Origin of the sequence: Oscillibacter sp. (assembly GCF_031978065.1) — a bacterium.
Taxonomy (GTDB): domain Bacteria; phylum Bacillota; class Clostridia; order Oscillospirales; family Oscillospiraceae; genus Oscillibacter.
Genome location: NZ_DALZCH010000002.1, coordinates 14,050 through 30,991, shown reverse-complemented (window position 1 = coordinate 30,991; position 16,942 = coordinate 14,050). Strand labels below are relative to the sequence as shown.

Below are 16,942 nucleotides of genomic sequence, written 5' to 3'. Positions count from 1 at the left end.
CAGCAATTGAATACAGGAGGGGACAACAGCGATGACAATCACAGAACTAGAGACACAGTATGCCCCGGACCGCCGCAACACAAATTCTTATAAGTGGGATGCAATGGGCGGTAAATTTGGAAGGGACGATCTTCTGCCGCTTTGGGTTGCGGACATGGATTTTCGGGCACCCGAGTGCGTGGAAAAGGCGTTTCGGGAGATGGTAGACTTTGGCGTATACGGCTATTTTGTGCCGCCAAAGAGCTACTCTGACGCAGTTGTTTCCTGGGAGGCAAGGCGCCATGGATACCCTATACAGCCCCAGTGGCTGCGCTATACGTGCGGCGTAGTCCCCGGAATCTATTGGCTAACCAACATTCTGACCGCTCCGGATGATGCCTGCATGATATTGACGCCGTCCTATTATCCGTTTATGGAGGCGATTCAAAACACAGGGCGGCGTCTGATTTGCTCTGAGCTGGTCAACCGGGATGGACATTATACAATAGATTCCGAAAAGTTTGAACGGGACCTGACTGAACATCAGGTGAAGCTTTTTGTTCTTTGCTCTCCCCATAACCCCACGGGACGCGTCTGTACTCCTGATGAACTGCGAACAATGCTGGAAGCCTGCAAGCGCCACGGTATTTATGTAATCAGCGATGAAATTCATCAGGATATTTTGACGCCGGGACAGATACATCATCCGGCCGCAACTGTGGGAGATTATAACGACAAGCTGGTCATTCTTTCTGCGGCCTCGAAAACATTTAACATCGCGGGCCTGAAAAACTCCTTTGCCATTATTCCAAACGAAGATATTCGCCGGCGTTTTGACCAATATGTCCTTTCAATTCAGGCAACCAAGGGCGGAACCTTTGGATATGCGGCTGTGCAAGCAGTTTATAACCACGGAGAACCTTGGCTGGAGGCTGTGCTTGAAGTCATCTGGGATAATTTCGTTTATCTTCGCGACACATTGGCAAAAGAAGTGCCATTGGCTCAGGTCACGCCGCTGGAGGGAACCTATCTTGCCTGGGTGGATTTAAAGGCATACCTGACAAGCGCGGAACTGCAGCCCTTTGTTCAAGAAAGCTGCGGTCTGGCGGTAGATTACGGCTCCTGGTTTTTTCCTTCCGAAAGAGCGGGCGATACCCATATCCGCCTGAATCTCGCCACACCCCGCGCCAATATCCGTCAGGCAGTCGACCAACTGGTCCGTGAATTAAAGAAAAAGATCAATTGAGGAGGGCATCCCTGTGAAAGAGAAGAAGAATGAAAACAGTCTGTCAAAAGCAATTATATTACTAGTTTTGTCCATTGTTATCATTATAATCGGACTGAAATTTGTGAAAGCCCCCACAGCGATTACTCTGCTGGTTGGCGGAGCGATCACCTCCGCCGTCGCGGTTCTTTGGGGAACCAAATGGGACGAAATTGAAAAGACGCTGTTTGATAATGTGCGCCTGATGGGAATCGGCATTTTTATAACCATGGCCATCGGCCTGATTGTGGGCTCCTGGATTTTGTCCGGAACGATCCCCACCATTATCTATTACGGGATGCAGATGATTGCCCCCTCCGCCTTTCTGTTCATTGCCTGCCTGCTTTGCTCCATCATGTCGCTGGCCACGGGAACCTCTTGGGGAACCATCGGAACCCTTGGCATTGCGCTGATCGGCGTATCGCAAGGACTTGGAATTCCCATGCAGTATACCGCCGGCGCGATTATTGTGGGTGCGATGTTCGGCGACAAGCTTTCCCCCCTTTCGGACACCACCATCATGGCCCCCGCCATGTCGGGAACCGACATCATTTCTCACATTAAGCACATGCTTTACACAACCATCCCCGGCTATATCATTTCGCTGGGCCTCTATCTGGTGATTGGCTCCCAGTTTTCCGGAAGTGTTTCCAGCGAGACGTCTACCCTGATATTGCAGACGTTGGGGACCAGTTTCAATCTCAATCCGCTGACCTTGCTTCCTCCAATCATCGTCATTGCCTTAATTGTTAAAAAAATGCCCAGCATTCCCGTCTACGCAATCGGCGTTTTGGCGGGCTGCGTGTTCGCACTGATCTTCCAAGGGGCAACCCTGAGCCAAATGGCAGCCGCGCTGGGTTCCGGCTTTGCTTCGGATACGGGCGTTGAAATCGTGGACACCATGCTTTCCCGCGGCGGTTTAAACGGAACAATGAGTACCGTAAGCATCATGCTCTGTGCGGCTGTTTTCGGCGCGCCGCTGAAAGCCTCCGGCGTGCTCCATACGCTGGTGAACGCGCTTGAGCGCTCCACCAAAAGCTGGAAGACCATTATGGCAGGTTCCTATATTGCCAATATTATTTTCCTGCTGATTACCACCAGCTACTATGTCTGCTTTACCGTAATCGGCCCCATTTTTCAGCCCATTTACGAGCGGTACGGCATTCCCAAAAAAAATCTGTCCCGTATGCTGGAGGATACCAGCACGGCCCTTTGCTGGGTAATTCCCTGGGGTATGTCAGGCATTTACGCCTCCGGCGTGTTTGGCGTTTCGGTGATGGATTATGCCCTTTATGCTCCAATGACTTGGCTGGGTGTCGTCTTTGCCTTTATCTATATTGCAACCGGACGCTTCGTCGGCAAGATTGAGCCCGCGAAATCCGAGCCGGAGCAAACACACGCATAACCCCATCTCCCGCCAATCCGGCCGTGCGCCTTTCTAAAGCCAGCTCCTCCGTTCGCTACTCCACACTCCGGAGAAGCGGCGCTGCAAAGACCGCCCAACGCGGTGTACGCCTGGTTTTTAGGAAAGCTATCCACGCGTGCGAGCAAGCCCAATAGAAAGAGATCATGGGCAAGAAGCCCCCTGATGTAGGATTTTACACTACATCAGGGGGCTTTGTATGTCAAGCCAAACGCATATCTGAAGGAGCAGAACGCCTGATCTGTATCTTGACCTGTACATTTTAAAAATCCGGGCTAATTTCGACCGTATTCTCCTCGCCTCGCAACACATACCAGATAATAAGAATCCCCGGAGCCACTGTAACATCAGTGGTTCCGGGGATTCATTTCTGGAGCGGCTGATGGGAGTCGAACCCACCTATGCAGCTTGGGAAGCTGCCGTTCTACCGATGAACTACAGCCGCGCATCGCTCCTACAAATTGCGCGTGAGGATAGTATAGCAGACCCGTTCCCATTTTGCAAGACGAAAAATGGCCAAGGGCGCATTTGTTTTTCTTATTTCTCATAGACTGGGACAGCAAGGGCACCACCGCTCAATTTACGGCTGTTGCCTTACATACGTATTTGCATGCAAAATTTTTTCAGGCTCTGCAAAATCGCCCGCAAATAAATTCCTTATTTGCCGCGCCTCTTGCTTCATCCTGAACAAATTTGCCGACGCTTTTGCGTATTTAGAATGGTGCGGCATTGCCCAAAAAAAGGGGGAGCGTTATGAAAAAACTGCTGTTCGCGCTGGCGGCGGCACTGGTGTTGATTGTCCCGGCCAAGGCGCTGGAGGTATCCGCACCCTCCGCGCTGCTGATGGAAAAGGAGACGGGAACGGTTTTGTTCGCCAAAAACGAGCATGAAAAGCTGGAACCCGCCAGCGTCACCAAGGTGATGACCCTGCTTTTGACCATGGAGGCCATAGAGAACGGAACCCTTCACTACGATGACATGGTCACCGCCTCGGCCCACGCCTGCTCCATGGGCGGCAGCCAGATCTGGCTGAAGGAGAACGAGCAGCTAAGCGTTGACGATATGCTCAAGGCCGTGTGCGTCGTCTCTGCCAACGACTGCTCCGTGGCGCTGGCGGAGCATATTGCCGGCAGCGAGGACGCCTTTGTGGAGCGAATGAACCAGCGGGCCAAAGAGCTGGGCATGAACGACACCCATTTCGTCAACCCCACCGGCCTTCCCGCCGAGGGACATGTCACCTCCTCTTACGACATTGCCCTGATGAGCCGGGAGCTGATTTTAAACCACCCGGACATTCGTAAGTACACCACCATCTGGATGGACACCCTGCGCAACGGGGCCTCGTCTCTGGTGAATACCAACAAGCTTATCCGTTTTTATGAGGGAGCCACCGGCCTGAAAACCGGCTCCACCGGTGCGGCCCAATACTGCCTCTCCGGCACGGCGGAGCGGGACGGCATGGAACTGATCGCCGTCATTATGAAGGGCCCCACCTCCGCTCAGCGGTTTGAAGACGCAAAGGCCCTGCTGAGCTATGGCTTCTCCACCTATGCTCTGGTAAAGGCCATGCCCGACGGGGCGCTGCCTCCGGTGAACGTATCGCTGGGGACACAGACCACAGTGCAGCCCGTGGCGGCGGGCGAATCCCTGCTGCTGGAAAAAGCCAAGGCGGGAAAACTTGAAAAATCTGTGTCCCTTACCGAGCAGGCGGCCGCTCCCATTGCAAAAGGCGACGTGCTGGGAACGCTGATCCTCTCCTCCGGTGGGGAGACGGTGGCGGAGGTGCCGCTGGTGGCGGGAGAGGACGTTCCCCGCGTCTCCTGGGGAGCTCTTGCCCTGCGGTATCTGCGCACCGCATTTCTGGGCGGCTGATTTCAGTCCGAATTTCCGGTCTTTTTTGGATTTTTCCTTGTGGCGCAGGGGAAATGCTAGTATAATAGGGGCATCACCCAAGGTCGCGGGGCGATCCGGAAAGGACGGTTGTTATGCTGGAAGTGAAAACCTTTCATATGAACTCCTTTATCCCCATGCCCTATGAGGAGGCCATGGCTCCCCGGCTGGGGCTGGCCCACGAAAAGCTGCAAAGCGGAACCGGCCCAGGGGGCGAGTATACCGGCTGGGTCCGTCTGCCGAAAGACTATGACCGGGAGGAGTATGCCCGCATCAAGGCGGCGGCGGCCAAAATCCGCAAAAACTCCGGCGCGTTGGTGGTGGTGGGCATCGGTGGGTCCTATCTGGGCGCCCGGGGCGTGATTGACCTTTTGTGCTCCCCCAGCTATAACCTGAAAAAGAAGGACGGCCCCAACATCTATTTTGCGGGCAACGGTCTGGACGCAGACGCGCTGGGCGAAACGCTGGACCTGTTGGACAGCGTGGACTTTTCCGTAAACATCATCTCCAAGTCCGGCACCACCACCGAGCCCGCCGTGGCCTTCCGCTTTCTGCGGACGCTTTTGGAGGAGCGGTACGGCAAGGACGGCGCACGGGAGCGCATTTTCGCCACCACCGACCGCAGCCAAGGCGCGCTGAAAGCGCTTGCGGACAAAGAGGGCTGGGAAACCTTTGTGGTGCCTGACGACGTGGGCGGACGGTATTCCGTGCTCACCGCCGTGGGCCTTTTGCCCATCGCGGCGGCGGGCGTGGACATTGACGCGCTGATGGGCGGCGCGGCAGAAATGATGGAGCGGTGCGCCGTCCCCGGCTACGACTGCCCCGCATGGCGGTATGCCGCCGCCCGGTATCAACTGTACCGGGACGGGAAAACCGTTGAAATTCTCGGCTGTTTTGACCCCGCGTTTCGCATGATGGCGGAGTGGTGGAAGCAGCTTTATGGTGAGAGTGAGGGGAAAGAGGGCAAGGGCCTGTTCCCCGCCAGCGTGGAATTTACCGCCGACCTCCACTCCATGGGCCAGTACATCCAGCAGGGGCGGCGGATGATGTTTGAAACGGTGGTCCGATTCGGCCCGTCGGCCCGGCAGCTTTCTGTTGAGCGGGATGAAGAGGACGGCGATGGGCTGAATTTCCTTGCGGGAAAGTCTTTGGACTTCATCCGGGACAAAGCCGCCGAGGGAACGCTTCTGGCCCACACGGAGGGCGGCGTTCCCAACCTCATCATTGAGGCAGGGACGCGGAATGCGGGGACTGTGGGCGGTCTGATTTACTTCTTTGAATACGCCTGCGGGCTCAGCGGATATCTGCTGGACGTAAATCCCTTTGACCAGCCGGGCGTGGAGGACTATAAAAAGAATATGTTCGCTCTGCTGGGAAAAACCGGCTTCGAGGCCCGGGGGGCGGAGCTTCGGGCAAAGCTGAACCTGTAAACGAATACCGGGGGCGAAATTTTCGCCCCCGGCATTATTCACAAACTTTTTTGCAGGAATTCTGCATTGTTTTTTCGGGGAATCTATGCTATGCTGAAGACATAGAAATCCACCCCGTGATTTCAAAAGAACAGGAGTGATACACTATGGTTAGATTGATTATGGGCGTCAAAGGCTCCGGGAAAACCAAGCAGCTCATCGACCTCATCAACAGCGCGGCAAAGGACGAGCCGGGCAACGTGGTTTGCATTGAATCAAACTCCGCTCTGACTTACGACATCCACTACCATATCCGCCTGATTGACGTAAAGGAATATAAACTAAACAACTACGAGTCCATGCGCGGCTTTATCAGCGGCCTGTATGCCGGGAACTACGACATTTCCCACGTTTTCATCGACAACCTGTGCAAGGTGACCGGCGGCGACGTGGACCACAAGACCGAGGAATTTTTGAATTGGCTGGACGCTTTCGGCGAGAAGAACAGCATTAAATTCACCGTCACCATCAGCGCCGAGGTGGGCCTTGCCACCGACGGGATGCAGAAATTCCTGTAATCGTCCGCGCGAAGACTCTTTCCCACATAAATTCTTAACAAACAGCGGCGGGATGTGCAATGCACATCCCGCCGCTTCTATTTTCGGATTCTTTTGCGGTTCCCGCGCTTATTTCAGCCCCGCGAGAATTCCGTTATCCCCGTCCAGCGGGCCAGTCAAATTGTCAAGGCACAGACCGCCGCCGCCGATAAACGACAAAAGCTGCCGCCGTGCCTGCGCGGAGCGAGCGTCGTTATACCAAACCACCACTCGCTGTCCGGAGTTCGTATAGCTGAGATAGGGCGCGGCATACCGTCCGGACCAGTAGCCCGTGACGCCGGAAGTTGACAGCAGGGTGGAAAGCTCCGCCGCGGACACATCCCCCTCAGCCCGCTCTCCCCGCCACTTAGAGCCGGATACAGTGAGCAAAAGCACTATCTTTTCCGCCGGAACGGCGGCCGCTACGGCTTCCATCGCGTAATAGACCTCCTCCAGCGGCTCTCTGGGCGTGGTGGGCAGGCCGGAAATCACCTGATAATAGGGCGCAATTCGCAAAATGATCTTGTCTGTAACAGCCGCCAGGGCGGCGAAGTCATAACCGTTGTAGGCCGTGCCCCCCTGTCGGACGGGCGCTTCCGCCGCCATGAAGAAAAGCTTGTCTTTTCCCAAGGCCGTCCGCAGAGCAGTCGCCAGCGCCGTAAGAGCCGCCCTGTCTGTGCCGGTCAGCTTTGAGACGTCCAGCAGCACACCGTCCCAGCCGCCGTCAACGGCGACTGCCGCAAGTTCTTTTGCCAGCGCCGCAGGGTCCGCCTCGGCAAGAACGGAGCCGGAACCGGAAACCTGAAGCAGCACGCGCCTGTCCCCCACCGCCGACCGGATGGCGGCGGTCGTTTCTTTGGAAACGTCGGAAACCAGTTGAAGCGACCCGTTATACACCAGCTTCAGCGCGGGAATCGCCACGGTCCCAACGCCATCAAGGCTCAGTCCCGCCGCCTCCCGGGCAATGCCCACAAGCTCCGGCGCGGGGGCGTGCAGCTTGTCGTAAACCCGCATCAGCACGGCGGCGGCCTGCTCCCGGGTGACGGGCTTATCCGGCAGAAATTCGCCCCGGGTGTTCCCCGTCATAATGCCAAGATCGCTGGCCAGAATCAGATAGCCCAGGCTGAAGGTCACGTCGGTAAAGGGAGATTTTCGCTCTCCCGCAAGGCCTGCCAAGGTCCCATACCCCAGCGAGCGCACCAACATCACCGCCATCTCCGCCCGGGTAATGGCGTCGCCGGGACGGAAATTCTCCTCCTGCTGCGTCACCGCTCCCCGGACAAACACGGTTTCCACCGCGCCGTAATACCACTTAGAGGGGTCCCGGTTGTCGGCAAAGGACCCGGCAGCGGGAGAAACCGTCTCCCACTCAAACAGGCGGCACAGCACCGCGGCAAACGCCGCACGGGTCATAGACCCTCCCATACCGAACGTTCCGTCGCTCCGGCCGTTCAAAAGTCCCTTTTCCGCCGCACGGGCAATGGACTCCGCCGCCCAGTGCGTCTTAGGCACATCGGAAAACTTGGGAGCCGCCGCCGCGCTCACCGGCAGAACGGTCAACAGGCACAGGCAGCTAAGGCCCACGGCAACCAGCCGTTTCATGTATTTCAGCAAACAATCATCTCCTTTTCAAAGCACTTCATAAAATAATCTGCCGGGCCACGGCCCGGCCTGCGTAAAATCTTCCAGTGTAATAACCCCGGTTATTTTAGCAGAATCCAGCCCGCCCGTCAAATTCGCCGCCAAAGGTTAGAATTTTCTTTACGTTTCCGTGGAACTTTGATATAATAGTGGAGTTATTTTGGAAAATAGCACAACTGTGCCGCAGAATTTGTCGGAAGGGGGGTTGCCGTGATGAAATTTGAAAAGTGGAACATCGGAACGCCCTCTCCGGGCGCGGTGGAAGCGCTGCGTCAGGCAGGATATCCCGCGCTGCTGGCCTCTGTGCTGGCGGGCCGGGGCGTCTCCTCCGCGGAGGAGGCCGCCAAGCGATTGGAGTGCGACGGCGCGCTGACCCTCTCCCCCTTTGTCATGGCGGACATGGACAAGGCCGTGGAGCGTATCCGCCGCGCCATTGCGGACGGGGAGACCGTGGCCGTCTTCGGCGACTACGACGTGGACGGCATTACCTCCACCGTGCTGCTGCTGGACTATCTGAAAAACTGCGGCGTTCCCTGCCTGCGCTATATCCCCCGGCGCATTGAGGACGGCTACGGTTTGAGCCGAGAGGCCATCCAATCCCTCCGGGACCAGGGGGCCACGCTGATGGTGACGGTGGACTGCGGCGTCACCGGGGCGGAGGAGGTTGACTTTGCAGCTTCCCTCGGGCTGGACGTGGTGGTCACCGACCATCATGAGTGCAAAGGCCCCCTCCCCAAGGCGGCCGCCGTAGTGGACCCCCATCGGGCCGACTGTCCATACCCTTTCAAACATCTTGCGGGCGTGGGCGTGGCGCTGAAGCTGGTGCTGGCTCTGGGCGGCTCCGGCAACGAGGAGCGGCTGTTTTCTCGATACTGCACCCTTGCCGCCATCGGCACCGTTGCCGACGTGATGCGGATGGAGGGAGAGAACCGGATTATCGTCCAGCGGGGCCTTGCGGCTCTGCCAAGAACGGATTTTGTGGGCATTCACGCCCTTTTAAAAGAAGCGGGGCTGGACGGAAAACCCGTCACCTCCGTGCAGATTGGCTTTTCTCTGGCTCCCCGCATCAACGCGGCGGGGCGCATGGGGGCGGCGGACCTTGCCGCCGACCTGCTGGAAACCGAAGACCCCGCCCGCGCCGAAGAGCTGGCCCGGGCGCTTTGCGATTTGAACCGGGAACGTCAGGCAGTGGAGCAGGAGATCTGCGCCGACGCGCTGCGCCAGATCGAGTCCTTGCCGGATTCCCAGCGCTCCGCGCTGGTGCTGGACAGCGACGACTGGCATCAGGGCGTGGTGGGCATCGTGGCCTCCCGCATCAGCGAGAAATTTTCCTGCCCCAGCTTTATGATTCACATTCAGGATAATCTGGGCAAGGGCTCCTGCCGGAGCTTCGGGGGATTCAACCTTTTTGCCGCGCTGGAGGCGTGCTCCAGCCTGCTGGATGGATTTGGCGGACACGAGCTGGCCGCAGGCTTCACCATCCGCAAGGAGAACATCGCCCCCTTCCGGGAGAAAATGAACGGCTACGTCCGGGCACACTGCGGAAAGGGCATTCCCGTTCCGGCGTTGGAGATTGACACTGCCGTGGCCGACCCGGCGGACCTGACCATGGATGAGGTGGAGCAGCTTGGCCATCTGGACCCTTACGGTGCAGGGAATCCGCGGCCTGTCTTTGCGCTGCTTGGCGCGCGGGTGGAGGGCCTTCAGGGCGTGGGGCAGGGAAAGCATCTGAAATTGCAATTAAGCCGTGGTCCTTGCCGGTTTGACGCTATCTTTTTCTCCGCCACGGCGGAGGAATACGGCATTCGGGTGGGAGACCGGGTGGATGCCGCTTTTTATCTTCAGGGCAACACCTTCCGCGGTCGGACCACCCTGCAATTGCAGATGGTAGACCTGCGGCTCAGCCGCGTTCCCAGCCGCAGCGAAGCGGAAAGTCTGGAGCTGATTCAGCGGCTACACTGCGGCGAGGGCCTGACAGCGCAGGAGACGGACCGCCTGAACGTGTCCTTGGAGCAGTTCCGTGTCCTGCTGAAGGCCATCCGCCGATTGCTTCCTCAGGGGCGTGCGACGGTCGCAAGGCTGCCGTTTCTCCGCTCCGTGGCCGAGCTTTCCGGTGGGCGGGAAGCGTTTTTGCGAGCCGCTTTGGCTCTGGCGGTATTTGAAGAGCGGGAGCTTCTGCGCACCACCCTCGTAGACGAGGAATTTTTTGACATTGCGCTGCTTCCATGGGAAGACAGCGTGGATCTTTGCGCCTGCCCCCTTTTGCAAAGGCTTCATGCCGGGGCGCAGGTCTGGGAAGGGAGGGAGGCCCAATGACCGTAGAAGAAGAATATCAGCTACTGGAAGACACTATCCGGGCCTATAACCCCTCGGCGGATTTTGCCCATATCCGGGCCGCCTACGAATTTGCGGAAAAAAGCCACATAGCCCAGAAACGCAAAAGCGGCGAGCCTTATATTATTCATCCTCTGGCGGTAGCCCAGATTGTGGCTGAGGAGCTGCGGCTGGACTCCGAGTCCATCGAAGCGGCGCTCCTTCACGACGTGATTGAGGATACTCCCGCCAGCCACGAGGAGGTTGCCCGGCTTTTTTCTCCCACGGTTGCGAATCTGGTGGAGGGGGTCAGTAAGCTGACCCGCATCCAGTATGCCACCAAGGAAGACGAGCAGATGGAAAATCTGCGGAAAATGCTCATTGCCATGAGCAAGGACATCCGGGTCATCCTCATCAAAATTTCCGACCGGCTGCACAACATGCGCACCATGGAGTATCAGTCCCCGGAAAAACAGAAGCAAAAATCTCTGGAGACGATGGAAATTTACGCTCCCATTGCCCACCGGCTGGGCATGCAGCGCATGAAGTGGGAGCTGGAGGACCTGTCCCTGAAATATCTGGACCCGGTCGGGTTTGAGGAAATCGTTTCAACTCTGAGCGCGAAAAAAGCCGAGTATGACGACTTTATGAACCGCACCCAGGCCCAGATCAACCAGCGCCTGACGGAAATGGAAATCCGCCACAAGGTCTACGGGCGGATGAAGCACCCCTATTCCATTTATCGCAAGATGTTTAACCAAAACAAATCTCTGGATGAGATTTTTGACCTGTTTGCCTTCCGTGTGGTGGTGGACTCCGTGGGAGACTGCTATAACGTGCTGGGCGTGATCCATGATATCTACAAGCCCATTCTGGGCCGGTTCAAGGACTATATCGGAACGCCCAAGCCCAACGGCTATCAGTCACTTCACACCACCGTGATGGGTGGAGACGGCATTCCCTTCGAGGTGCAGATCCGCACGCAGGAGATGCACGAAATTGCGGAATACGGCGTGGCCGCCCACTGGAAATACAAGCAGAACGGTCAGGGCGGGGGCACTGAGGGAAAATACGAGTGGGTCCGCCGCCTCCTTGAAAATCAGGAAGGCACCGACGCGGAGGAGTATATCCGCTCGCTGAAAATCGATATGTTCTCCGACGAGGTGTTCGTGTTCACCCCGGGCGGCGATGTGCAGAACCTTCCCGCCGGAGCCACACCCATCGACTTTGCCTATTCCGTCCACTCCGCCGTGGGCAACCACATGATCGGCGCCAAGGTCAACGGACGCATTGTCACCTATGACTTTCAGCTTAAAAACGGTGACATTGTGGAGATTCTCACCTCTAAAACCGCCAAGGGTCCCAGCCGGGACTGGCTGAAAATCGCCAAGTCCAGCGAGGCCCGCAGCAAAATCCGCCAGTGGTTTAAAAAGGAGCGGCGCGAGGAAAACATCGCCAACGGCCGCGCCGCCTTTGAATCGGAGCTGAAGCACTGCGGCATTGCCATGCGGGAAGTACTGGCCCTTGAAAATCTTCCGGAGCTTTTGAAGCGGGTGTCTTTCGGGACTCTGGATGAGATGTACGCCGCCATCGGCTACGGCGGATTTTCCGCCCAGAAGGCCGTGAACCGGATGCAGAGCGAGCTGATGCGCATTCAAAAGCTGCACCAGCAGGAAAAGTCTCTGGAAGACGCCATGGAGGCCGGTAAAGCCGAGGAACCAGCAAAGGCCGCCATTCCCAAGCGCGCCCCCAGCGAGCAAGGCATCATCGTGGAAGGTCTTTCCAACTGCCTTGTGAAATTTTCAAAATGCTGCACCCCTGTTCCGGGGGATGAGATCATCGGCTTTATCACCCGGGGATACGGCGTGTCCGTCCATCGGCACGACTGCCCCAACGCCTCGGAGGAGCGCCGCAGCCAGCCGGACCAGCAGGGCCGGTGGATTAAGGTCACTTGGGGCGTGGACACCAATGACAGCTACCGCACCTCTCTGGAAATTCTGGCCAAAGACCGCAACAATCTGGTGCTGGACGTTTCCGCGGCCCTGTCCGTGACCAATACTCGTGTGGCGGCGCTGAACGTCCGCACCACCGAGGACCGCTTTGCCGTCATCACGCTGGAGATCAGCGTCAAGGACGGCGAACAGCTTCAGTCTTTGATGAAGCGGCTCAATCAGGTTTCGGGAGTTTTGAACGTTACGCGGCCCGCCGGATGACGTCGCGGCAAATTGCGTATCCTTCGCTTCCGCGCTTTGGCGCGAAAGCTCACTCACTCCATTGCCGCTCCTTTTCACGGGAAATCCGCCCTGCGGCTTTCCCGTGATGAGAGGATGACACGGCAGATATCAATTAGTAAAGGAGATCTGCACATGCGCGCGGTAGTCACAAGGGTCACCCGGGCCTCCGTTTTCATCGACGGAGCCGTGAAGGGCCAAATTGGTCAGGGCTTTCTCATCCTTCTGGGCGTTACCCATGAGGACACAGAGGCCGAAGTCCTCAAGCTGGCCGAAAAAATTTGCGGCCTACGCATTTTCGAGGATGAAAATGGCAAAATGAATTTGGGGCTGGACGCTGTGGACGGCGAGCTGCTGATTATCTCTCAGTTCACCCTGTATGGAAGCTGCAAGCGGGGCCGCAGACCGGACTTTCTTGCCGCCGCGCGACCGGAAGTTGCCATTCCCCTGTACGAAGCCTTTATCGCGGCATGCCGGGAAAAGGTTTCGCGAGTGGAAACCGGTGAATTTGGCGCGGATATGAAGGTGGACTCTGTGAACGACGGCCCGCTGACGCTGATTTTGGATACCGACACGCTGTAAGGAGCTTTTGCCATGAAAATCGTTACCATGCAGGTTGGCGCGATTATGACCAACTGCTATATTTTTTGCGATGAGGAAGCGGGCGTCTGCGCCATTGTGGACCCCGGCGCCGACGCGGACCGGGTTGCCCATGCCGTGGAGGAAACCGGCTGCACCCCCGTCTGCATTTTCCTGACCCACGGTCACTATGACCACACCGGCGCGGTGGCGGAGCTTTTGGAGCGGTACCCCGGCATTCCCGCCTATTTGAATCGCCGGGATGTCCATGGCGACGACGCGGACCGGCGAACTCGGGAGCTGTTTTTGACTTTGCCCGCCACCGTGGATTACGGCGAGGGGGACACGGTACAGGTGGGCGGCTTGACCGTCTCGGTCTTGTCCACCCCCGGCCATTCTCCCGGCTCTGTGACGCTGCTGTGCGGCGAGGCCTTGTTTGCCGGAGACACGTTGTTTGCCGGCTCCTGCGGCCGGACGGACCTGTCCGGCGGCAATGTGGGCGACATGCTGGCATCCCTGTCCCGTCTGGGGCAGCTTGAAGGGGAATACACCGTGCTCCCCGGCCATATGGGGCCTTCGCTTCTCAGCCGGGAGCGGGCGTACAATCCCTTTATGCTTCAGGCACTGGGACGCTGAGCCATGCTTTTGAAATTTGAGGGACATCAGGAGCTGTATGCCATGGAGCAGACCCTGATGGCCCTGCTGCCGGAGGAGCGGCCCGTCTATGAGGGAAACGACCCCAACCGGGCTGTAATTACTTTGCGCCAGAGCGGCAATCATGCCGAAGCGGTGACTGAAATGCTCTATCAGGGGCACACAGGCCGAGGCGAAGCGGCGCGGGAGTTGAGCGGCACCGACTATGAACAAGAGGGCCAGCGCCGCAGGCTGCTGCAAATGAGCTTTTTCAAGGCCGCCCGGGAGGCCGCCGGGCTAACGCCCCCGTGGGGGAGCCTTACGGGCGTGCGGCCCGACAAAACGGCGGTAACTGCTCTGGACTTGGGCGACTCCCCCGAAGAAGTCCGGCGGATGCTGGAGGACGAGTATTTCGTCACGCCCCGCCGTGCAAGACTTGCAACGGAGACGGCCTGCGTCACGCGCCGCGTGCGGGAGGACTTGGGCCCCAAGGATATCGCCCTGTACGTTGGCATTCCCTTCTGCCCCACCCGCTGCGCCTATTGCAGCTTTGTCAGCGCCAGCGTGGAGCGGAGCTTCCATCTGGTAGAGCCGTATCTCACGGCGCTGAAGGCCGAGATTTCCTCTGCGGGAAAGCTTTGCCGGGAGTTGGGCCTGCGGGTCCGTTCCTTTTACATGGGAGGCGGAACTCCAACCACTCTTTCGGCGGAGCAGATGGACGGGTTGCTGGGCGGCCTTGCCGATTCGTTTGACTTTGCGGCCTGCTGCGAGTATACTGTCGAGGCCGGACGGCCCGACACGGTGACGCCGGAAAAGCTGCGGGTGCTGAAAAACCGGGGCGTGACGCGGATTTCCGTGAACCCCCAGACCATGGAGGACCGGGTGCTTGATGCCATTGGCCGCCGCCACAGCGCCGCCCAGATTTTCTCTGCCATGGAACAGGCCGCCGAAGCCGGGTTTGAGCATGTCAACATGGACCTGATCGCGGGCCTGCCCGAGGACGACCCGGAGGGCTTCCGCCGATCGCTGGACGCCTGCATTGCTTTGGGAGCGGACAACATCACCGTCCACACCCTGAGCCTGAAAAAAGGCAGCCGCATCACGCTGGAAGGCCTGCGCATCCCCTCCGCCGAGGCAGTGGGTGAAATGCTGGACTATGCGGACCCCACGCTCCGCGCCGCCGGATACGGGCCTTACTATCTCTACCGGCAGAAGTATATGTCCGGCAGCTTTGAAAACACGGGCTGGTGCAAACCGGGAGCCGAGAATCTTTACAACATCTACATTATGTCGGAGCTGTGCTCCATTCTCTCCTGCGGCGCGGGCGGGTCCACAAAAATGGTGGGCGGGCCGGGCCGTATCAGCCGGGTATTCAATTTGAAATACCCGGTGGAATACACGTCGCGGCCCGGCAAGATTTCGGAAAATCAGGCGGCCTTTGCCGCGTTTTACCAAAATGCCGCGGCCTCTCTCTCCTCTTCCGCCCCTGAGCGGGAGACAGAGGGGGATTGAATCGGGACGCGCGGGCAAGGCGCGCCGCGAGTCCACTTTGGAAAGGGGTTTGAAATCATGGCGTATTCTCTCATCGACATCAATCAAGCGGCCCGCAGCGATCCCGAGGAGTTTTCCCGGCGCTGCGACGAGGACTTTCAGAAGAAGGTGCGCATGGCGGCGGAAAAAATCGCCGCCCACCGGGGCGAGTCCCGCATCATTTTGCTCTCCGGCCCCTCCGGCTCCGGAAAGACCACCACGGCCATGAAGGTGGAGGACGCGCTCAAGTCCATGGGAATCATGACCTACACCGTATCTATGGATAACTATTTCAACACCGTGGACCCGGAAACCGCCCCCCGGAACCGGGAGGGCGCCATTGACTTCGAGTCCCCCTTCTGTCTGGACATCGATCTTTTAAACCGTCACTTCGCCATGCTGGACCGGGGCGAGACAATCCATGTGCCCAAATACGAATTTGCCCGCCAGATGCGCTCGGACATCATGTCCCAGCCCATGCGCCTGGGGCCTGACGAGCTGGTGATTTTCGAGGGCATTCACGCCCTGAACGACGTGATTGTAGGCAAGAACCCCCATGCTTTCAAGCTCTACATCGCGGCCCGCAGCAGCGTGCTGGACGAGGCGGGAAGCGCCCTGTTTGACCATGCGTGGCTGCGTCTTTGCCGCCGGATTGTCCGTGACCACAACTTCCGGGGCAGCAGCGCCGAATTTACCCTGAAAATGTGGGATAATGTCCGCCGAGGGGAAAAGCTGTACATCTCCCCCTATAAGGAAAACGCGGATTTGATGTTTGACTCGTCTCTCGAGTGCGAATTTTCCATCCTCAAACCGTATGTGGTCCCCCTGCTGGAGGAGCTGCCTCGGGGCAAATACCCGGTGGCGGACCAGATTCTCACCGCCTACGAGCGCTTTGAGGGCATGACCGCCGAATATCTGGCATTGGATTCTCTGGCCCGCGAATTTGTGGGCGGCGGCACCTATACCTATTAAGTTAAGGAGGGCGTCAACATGGATGAAAGATTGCAGGAGATTCTGGATACCGTGCAGAAAACCGCCGAGGAGGTGGGCACCGCCGCAGGCGACCTTTTTACCGCCGCTGGTCAAAAGGCATCCTCCCTTCTCTCCGTCAGCAAGCTGAATGTCCGCGCGGCAGACCTGAAGGCCCAGCGGAGCGCGCTTTTGCAGGAGGTTGGTTCCATGGTGTACGGAACCCACACCGGCAAAATTGCCGACTCCGACCAGCTTCTTGGCAAGCTCCGTGAGATTGACGAGGTGAACGCGGAGCTGGACCGCATCGCCGCAGAGATTGCCCGACTGCGGCAGCTTGATGCCCGGGTGTGCCCCCTGTGCGGGTTTGGACCCAAACAGGGTGACGTTTTCTGCCGCCACTGCGGAACCCGCCTGTGACGAAGACATGACGGCGGAATGTACGCATATCCTTGTTGGAGAAACGGCTCCAACCTTTTGAAAAA

At 58.1% G+C, this 16,942-nt stretch carries 13 protein-coding genes and 1 tRNA gene; 12 read left to right on the top strand and 2 right to left on the bottom strand.

Features of this window, described 5'->3' with window-relative positions; translation table 11 throughout:
• The first annotated feature begins 31 nt into the window (after positions 1–31).
• Entirely contained in the window at positions 32–1,225 is a 1,194-nt protein-coding gene (locus RTK01_RS00575; RefSeq protein WP_312279095.1) for a MalY/PatB family protein, read from the top strand.
• A 13-nt stretch (positions 1,226–1,238) separates the two neighbouring features.
• Positions 1,239–2,648 carry a Na+/H+ antiporter NhaC gene (gene nhaC, locus RTK01_RS00570; RefSeq protein ID WP_312279094.1) on the top strand — a complete coding sequence of 470 codons (1,410 nt, stop codon included), beginning with the start codon at positions 1,239–1,241 and terminating at the stop codon, positions 2,646–2,648.
• Positions 2,649–3,037: 389 nt separating this feature from the next.
• Here the strand turns inward: nhaC and RTK01_RS00565 are convergent.
• Positions 3,038–3,111 (bottom strand) — tRNA-Gly (locus RTK01_RS00565).
• A 308-nt stretch (positions 3,112–3,419) separates the two neighbouring features.
• Here RTK01_RS00565 and RTK01_RS00560 point away from each other — a divergent pair.
• The 3 genes from RTK01_RS00560 (at position 3,420) to RTK01_RS00550 (ending at position 6,543) form a co-directional block, all read left to right on the top strand.
• The gene (locus RTK01_RS00560; RefSeq protein ID WP_312279093.1) at positions 3,420–4,538 is read left to right on the top strand and encodes a D-alanyl-D-alanine carboxypeptidase family protein; all 1,119 of its coding nucleotides are present in this window, start codon (positions 3,420–3,422) and stop codon (positions 4,536–4,538) included.
• Positions 4,539–4,651: 113 nt separating this feature from the next.
• Positions 4,652–5,986 (top strand): glucose-6-phosphate isomerase, encoded by a 1,335-nt coding sequence (locus RTK01_RS00555; RefSeq protein WP_312279092.1) that lies wholly within the window; start codon positions 4,652–4,654, stop codon positions 5,984–5,986.
• Positions 5,987–6,132: 146 nt separating this feature from the next.
• On the top strand, positions 6,133–6,543 hold the full coding sequence (locus RTK01_RS00550) for a hypothetical protein (protein WP_293009060.1): 411 nt from the start codon (positions 6,133–6,135) through the stop codon (positions 6,541–6,543).
• Between the two features lie 108 nt (positions 6,544–6,651).
• On the opposite strand, the gene RTK01_RS00545 is transcribed toward RTK01_RS00550, so the two are convergent.
• Positions 6,652–8,175 (bottom strand): S-layer homology domain-containing protein, encoded by a 1,524-nt coding sequence (locus tag RTK01_RS00545; protein ID WP_312279091.1) that lies wholly within the window; start codon positions 8,173–8,175, stop codon positions 6,652–6,654.
• A gap of 240 nt (positions 8,176–8,415) precedes the next feature.
• Here RTK01_RS00545 and recJ point away from each other — a divergent pair, with 240 nt between their 5' ends.
• The 7 genes from recJ (at position 8,416) to RTK01_RS00510 (ending at position 16,877) form a co-directional block, all read left to right on the top strand.
• Positions 8,416–10,518: a single-stranded-DNA-specific exonuclease RecJ gene (recJ, locus tag RTK01_RS00540; protein ID WP_312279126.1), complete on the top strand. Its 2,103-nt coding sequence runs from the start codon at positions 8,416–8,418 to the stop codon at positions 10,516–10,518.
• Positions 10,515–12,728 carry a bifunctional (p)ppGpp synthetase/guanosine-3',5'-bis(diphosphate) 3'-pyrophosphohydrolase gene (locus RTK01_RS00535; protein ID WP_312279090.1) on the top strand — a complete coding sequence of 738 codons (2,214 nt, stop codon included), beginning with the start codon at positions 10,515–10,517 and terminating at the stop codon, positions 12,726–12,728. The genes recJ and RTK01_RS00535 overlap by 4 nt, the downstream gene beginning before the upstream one ends.
• 153 nt (positions 12,729–12,881) lie before the next feature.
• Positions 12,882–13,328, top strand: coding sequence for a D-aminoacyl-tRNA deacylase (gene dtd / locus RTK01_RS00530; RefSeq protein ID WP_312279089.1), 447 nt, complete (start codon positions 12,882–12,884; stop codon positions 13,326–13,328).
• Between the two features lie 12 nt (positions 13,329–13,340).
• Complete coding sequence (locus RTK01_RS00525) at positions 13,341–13,961, top strand: MBL fold metallo-hydrolase (RefSeq protein ID WP_312279088.1); 621 nt, start codon at positions 13,341–13,343, stop codon at positions 13,959–13,961.
• Positions 13,962–13,964: 3 nt separating this feature from the next.
• The gene (hemZ, locus tag RTK01_RS00520) at positions 13,965–15,470 is read left to right on the top strand and encodes a coproporphyrinogen dehydrogenase HemZ (RefSeq protein ID WP_312279087.1); all 1,506 of its coding nucleotides are present in this window, start codon (positions 13,965–13,967) and stop codon (positions 15,468–15,470) included.
• Between the two features lie 57 nt (positions 15,471–15,527).
• A complete protein-coding gene (locus tag RTK01_RS00515) occupies positions 15,528–16,460 on the top strand; it encodes a nucleoside kinase (protein ID WP_312279086.1) in 933 nt (310 codons plus the stop codon).
• Between the two features lie 18 nt (positions 16,461–16,478).
• Positions 16,479–16,877: a zinc ribbon domain-containing protein gene (locus tag RTK01_RS00510; RefSeq protein ID WP_312279085.1), complete on the top strand. Its 399-nt coding sequence runs from the start codon at positions 16,479–16,481 to the stop codon at positions 16,875–16,877.
• The last annotated feature ends 65 nt before the right edge of the window (positions 16,878–16,942 follow it).

Coding starts and splice junctions, on each gene's coding strand:
- RTK01_RS00575 (WP_312279095.1), top strand. CDS start 32: ATGACAATCACAGAACTAGAGACACAGTATGCCCCGGACCGCCGCAAC.
- RTK01_RS00560 (WP_312279093.1), top strand. CDS start 3,420: ATGAAAAAACTGCTGTTCGCGCTGGCGGCGGCACTGGTGTTGATTGTC.
- RTK01_RS00555 (WP_312279092.1), top strand. CDS start 4,652: ATGCTGGAAGTGAAAACCTTTCATATGAACTCCTTTATCCCCATGCCC.
- RTK01_RS00550 (WP_293009060.1), top strand. CDS start 6,133: ATGGTTAGATTGATTATGGGCGTCAAAGGCTCCGGGAAAACCAAGCAG.
- recJ (WP_312279126.1), top strand. CDS start 8,416: ATGAAATTTGAAAAGTGGAACATCGGAACGCCCTCTCCGGGCGCGGTG.
- RTK01_RS00535 (WP_312279090.1), top strand. CDS start 10,515: ATGACCGTAGAAGAAGAATATCAGCTACTGGAAGACACTATCCGGGCC.
- dtd (WP_312279089.1), top strand. CDS start 12,882: ATGCGCGCGGTAGTCACAAGGGTCACCCGGGCCTCCGTTTTCATCGAC.
- RTK01_RS00525 (WP_312279088.1), top strand. CDS start 13,341: ATGAAAATCGTTACCATGCAGGTTGGCGCGATTATGACCAACTGCTAT.
- hemZ (WP_312279087.1), top strand. CDS start 13,965: ATGCTTTTGAAATTTGAGGGACATCAGGAGCTGTATGCCATGGAGCAG.
- RTK01_RS00515 (WP_312279086.1), top strand. CDS start 15,528: ATGGCGTATTCTCTCATCGACATCAATCAAGCGGCCCGCAGCGATCCC.
- RTK01_RS00510 (WP_312279085.1), top strand. CDS start 16,479: ATGGATGAAAGATTGCAGGAGATTCTGGATACCGTGCAGAAAACCGCC.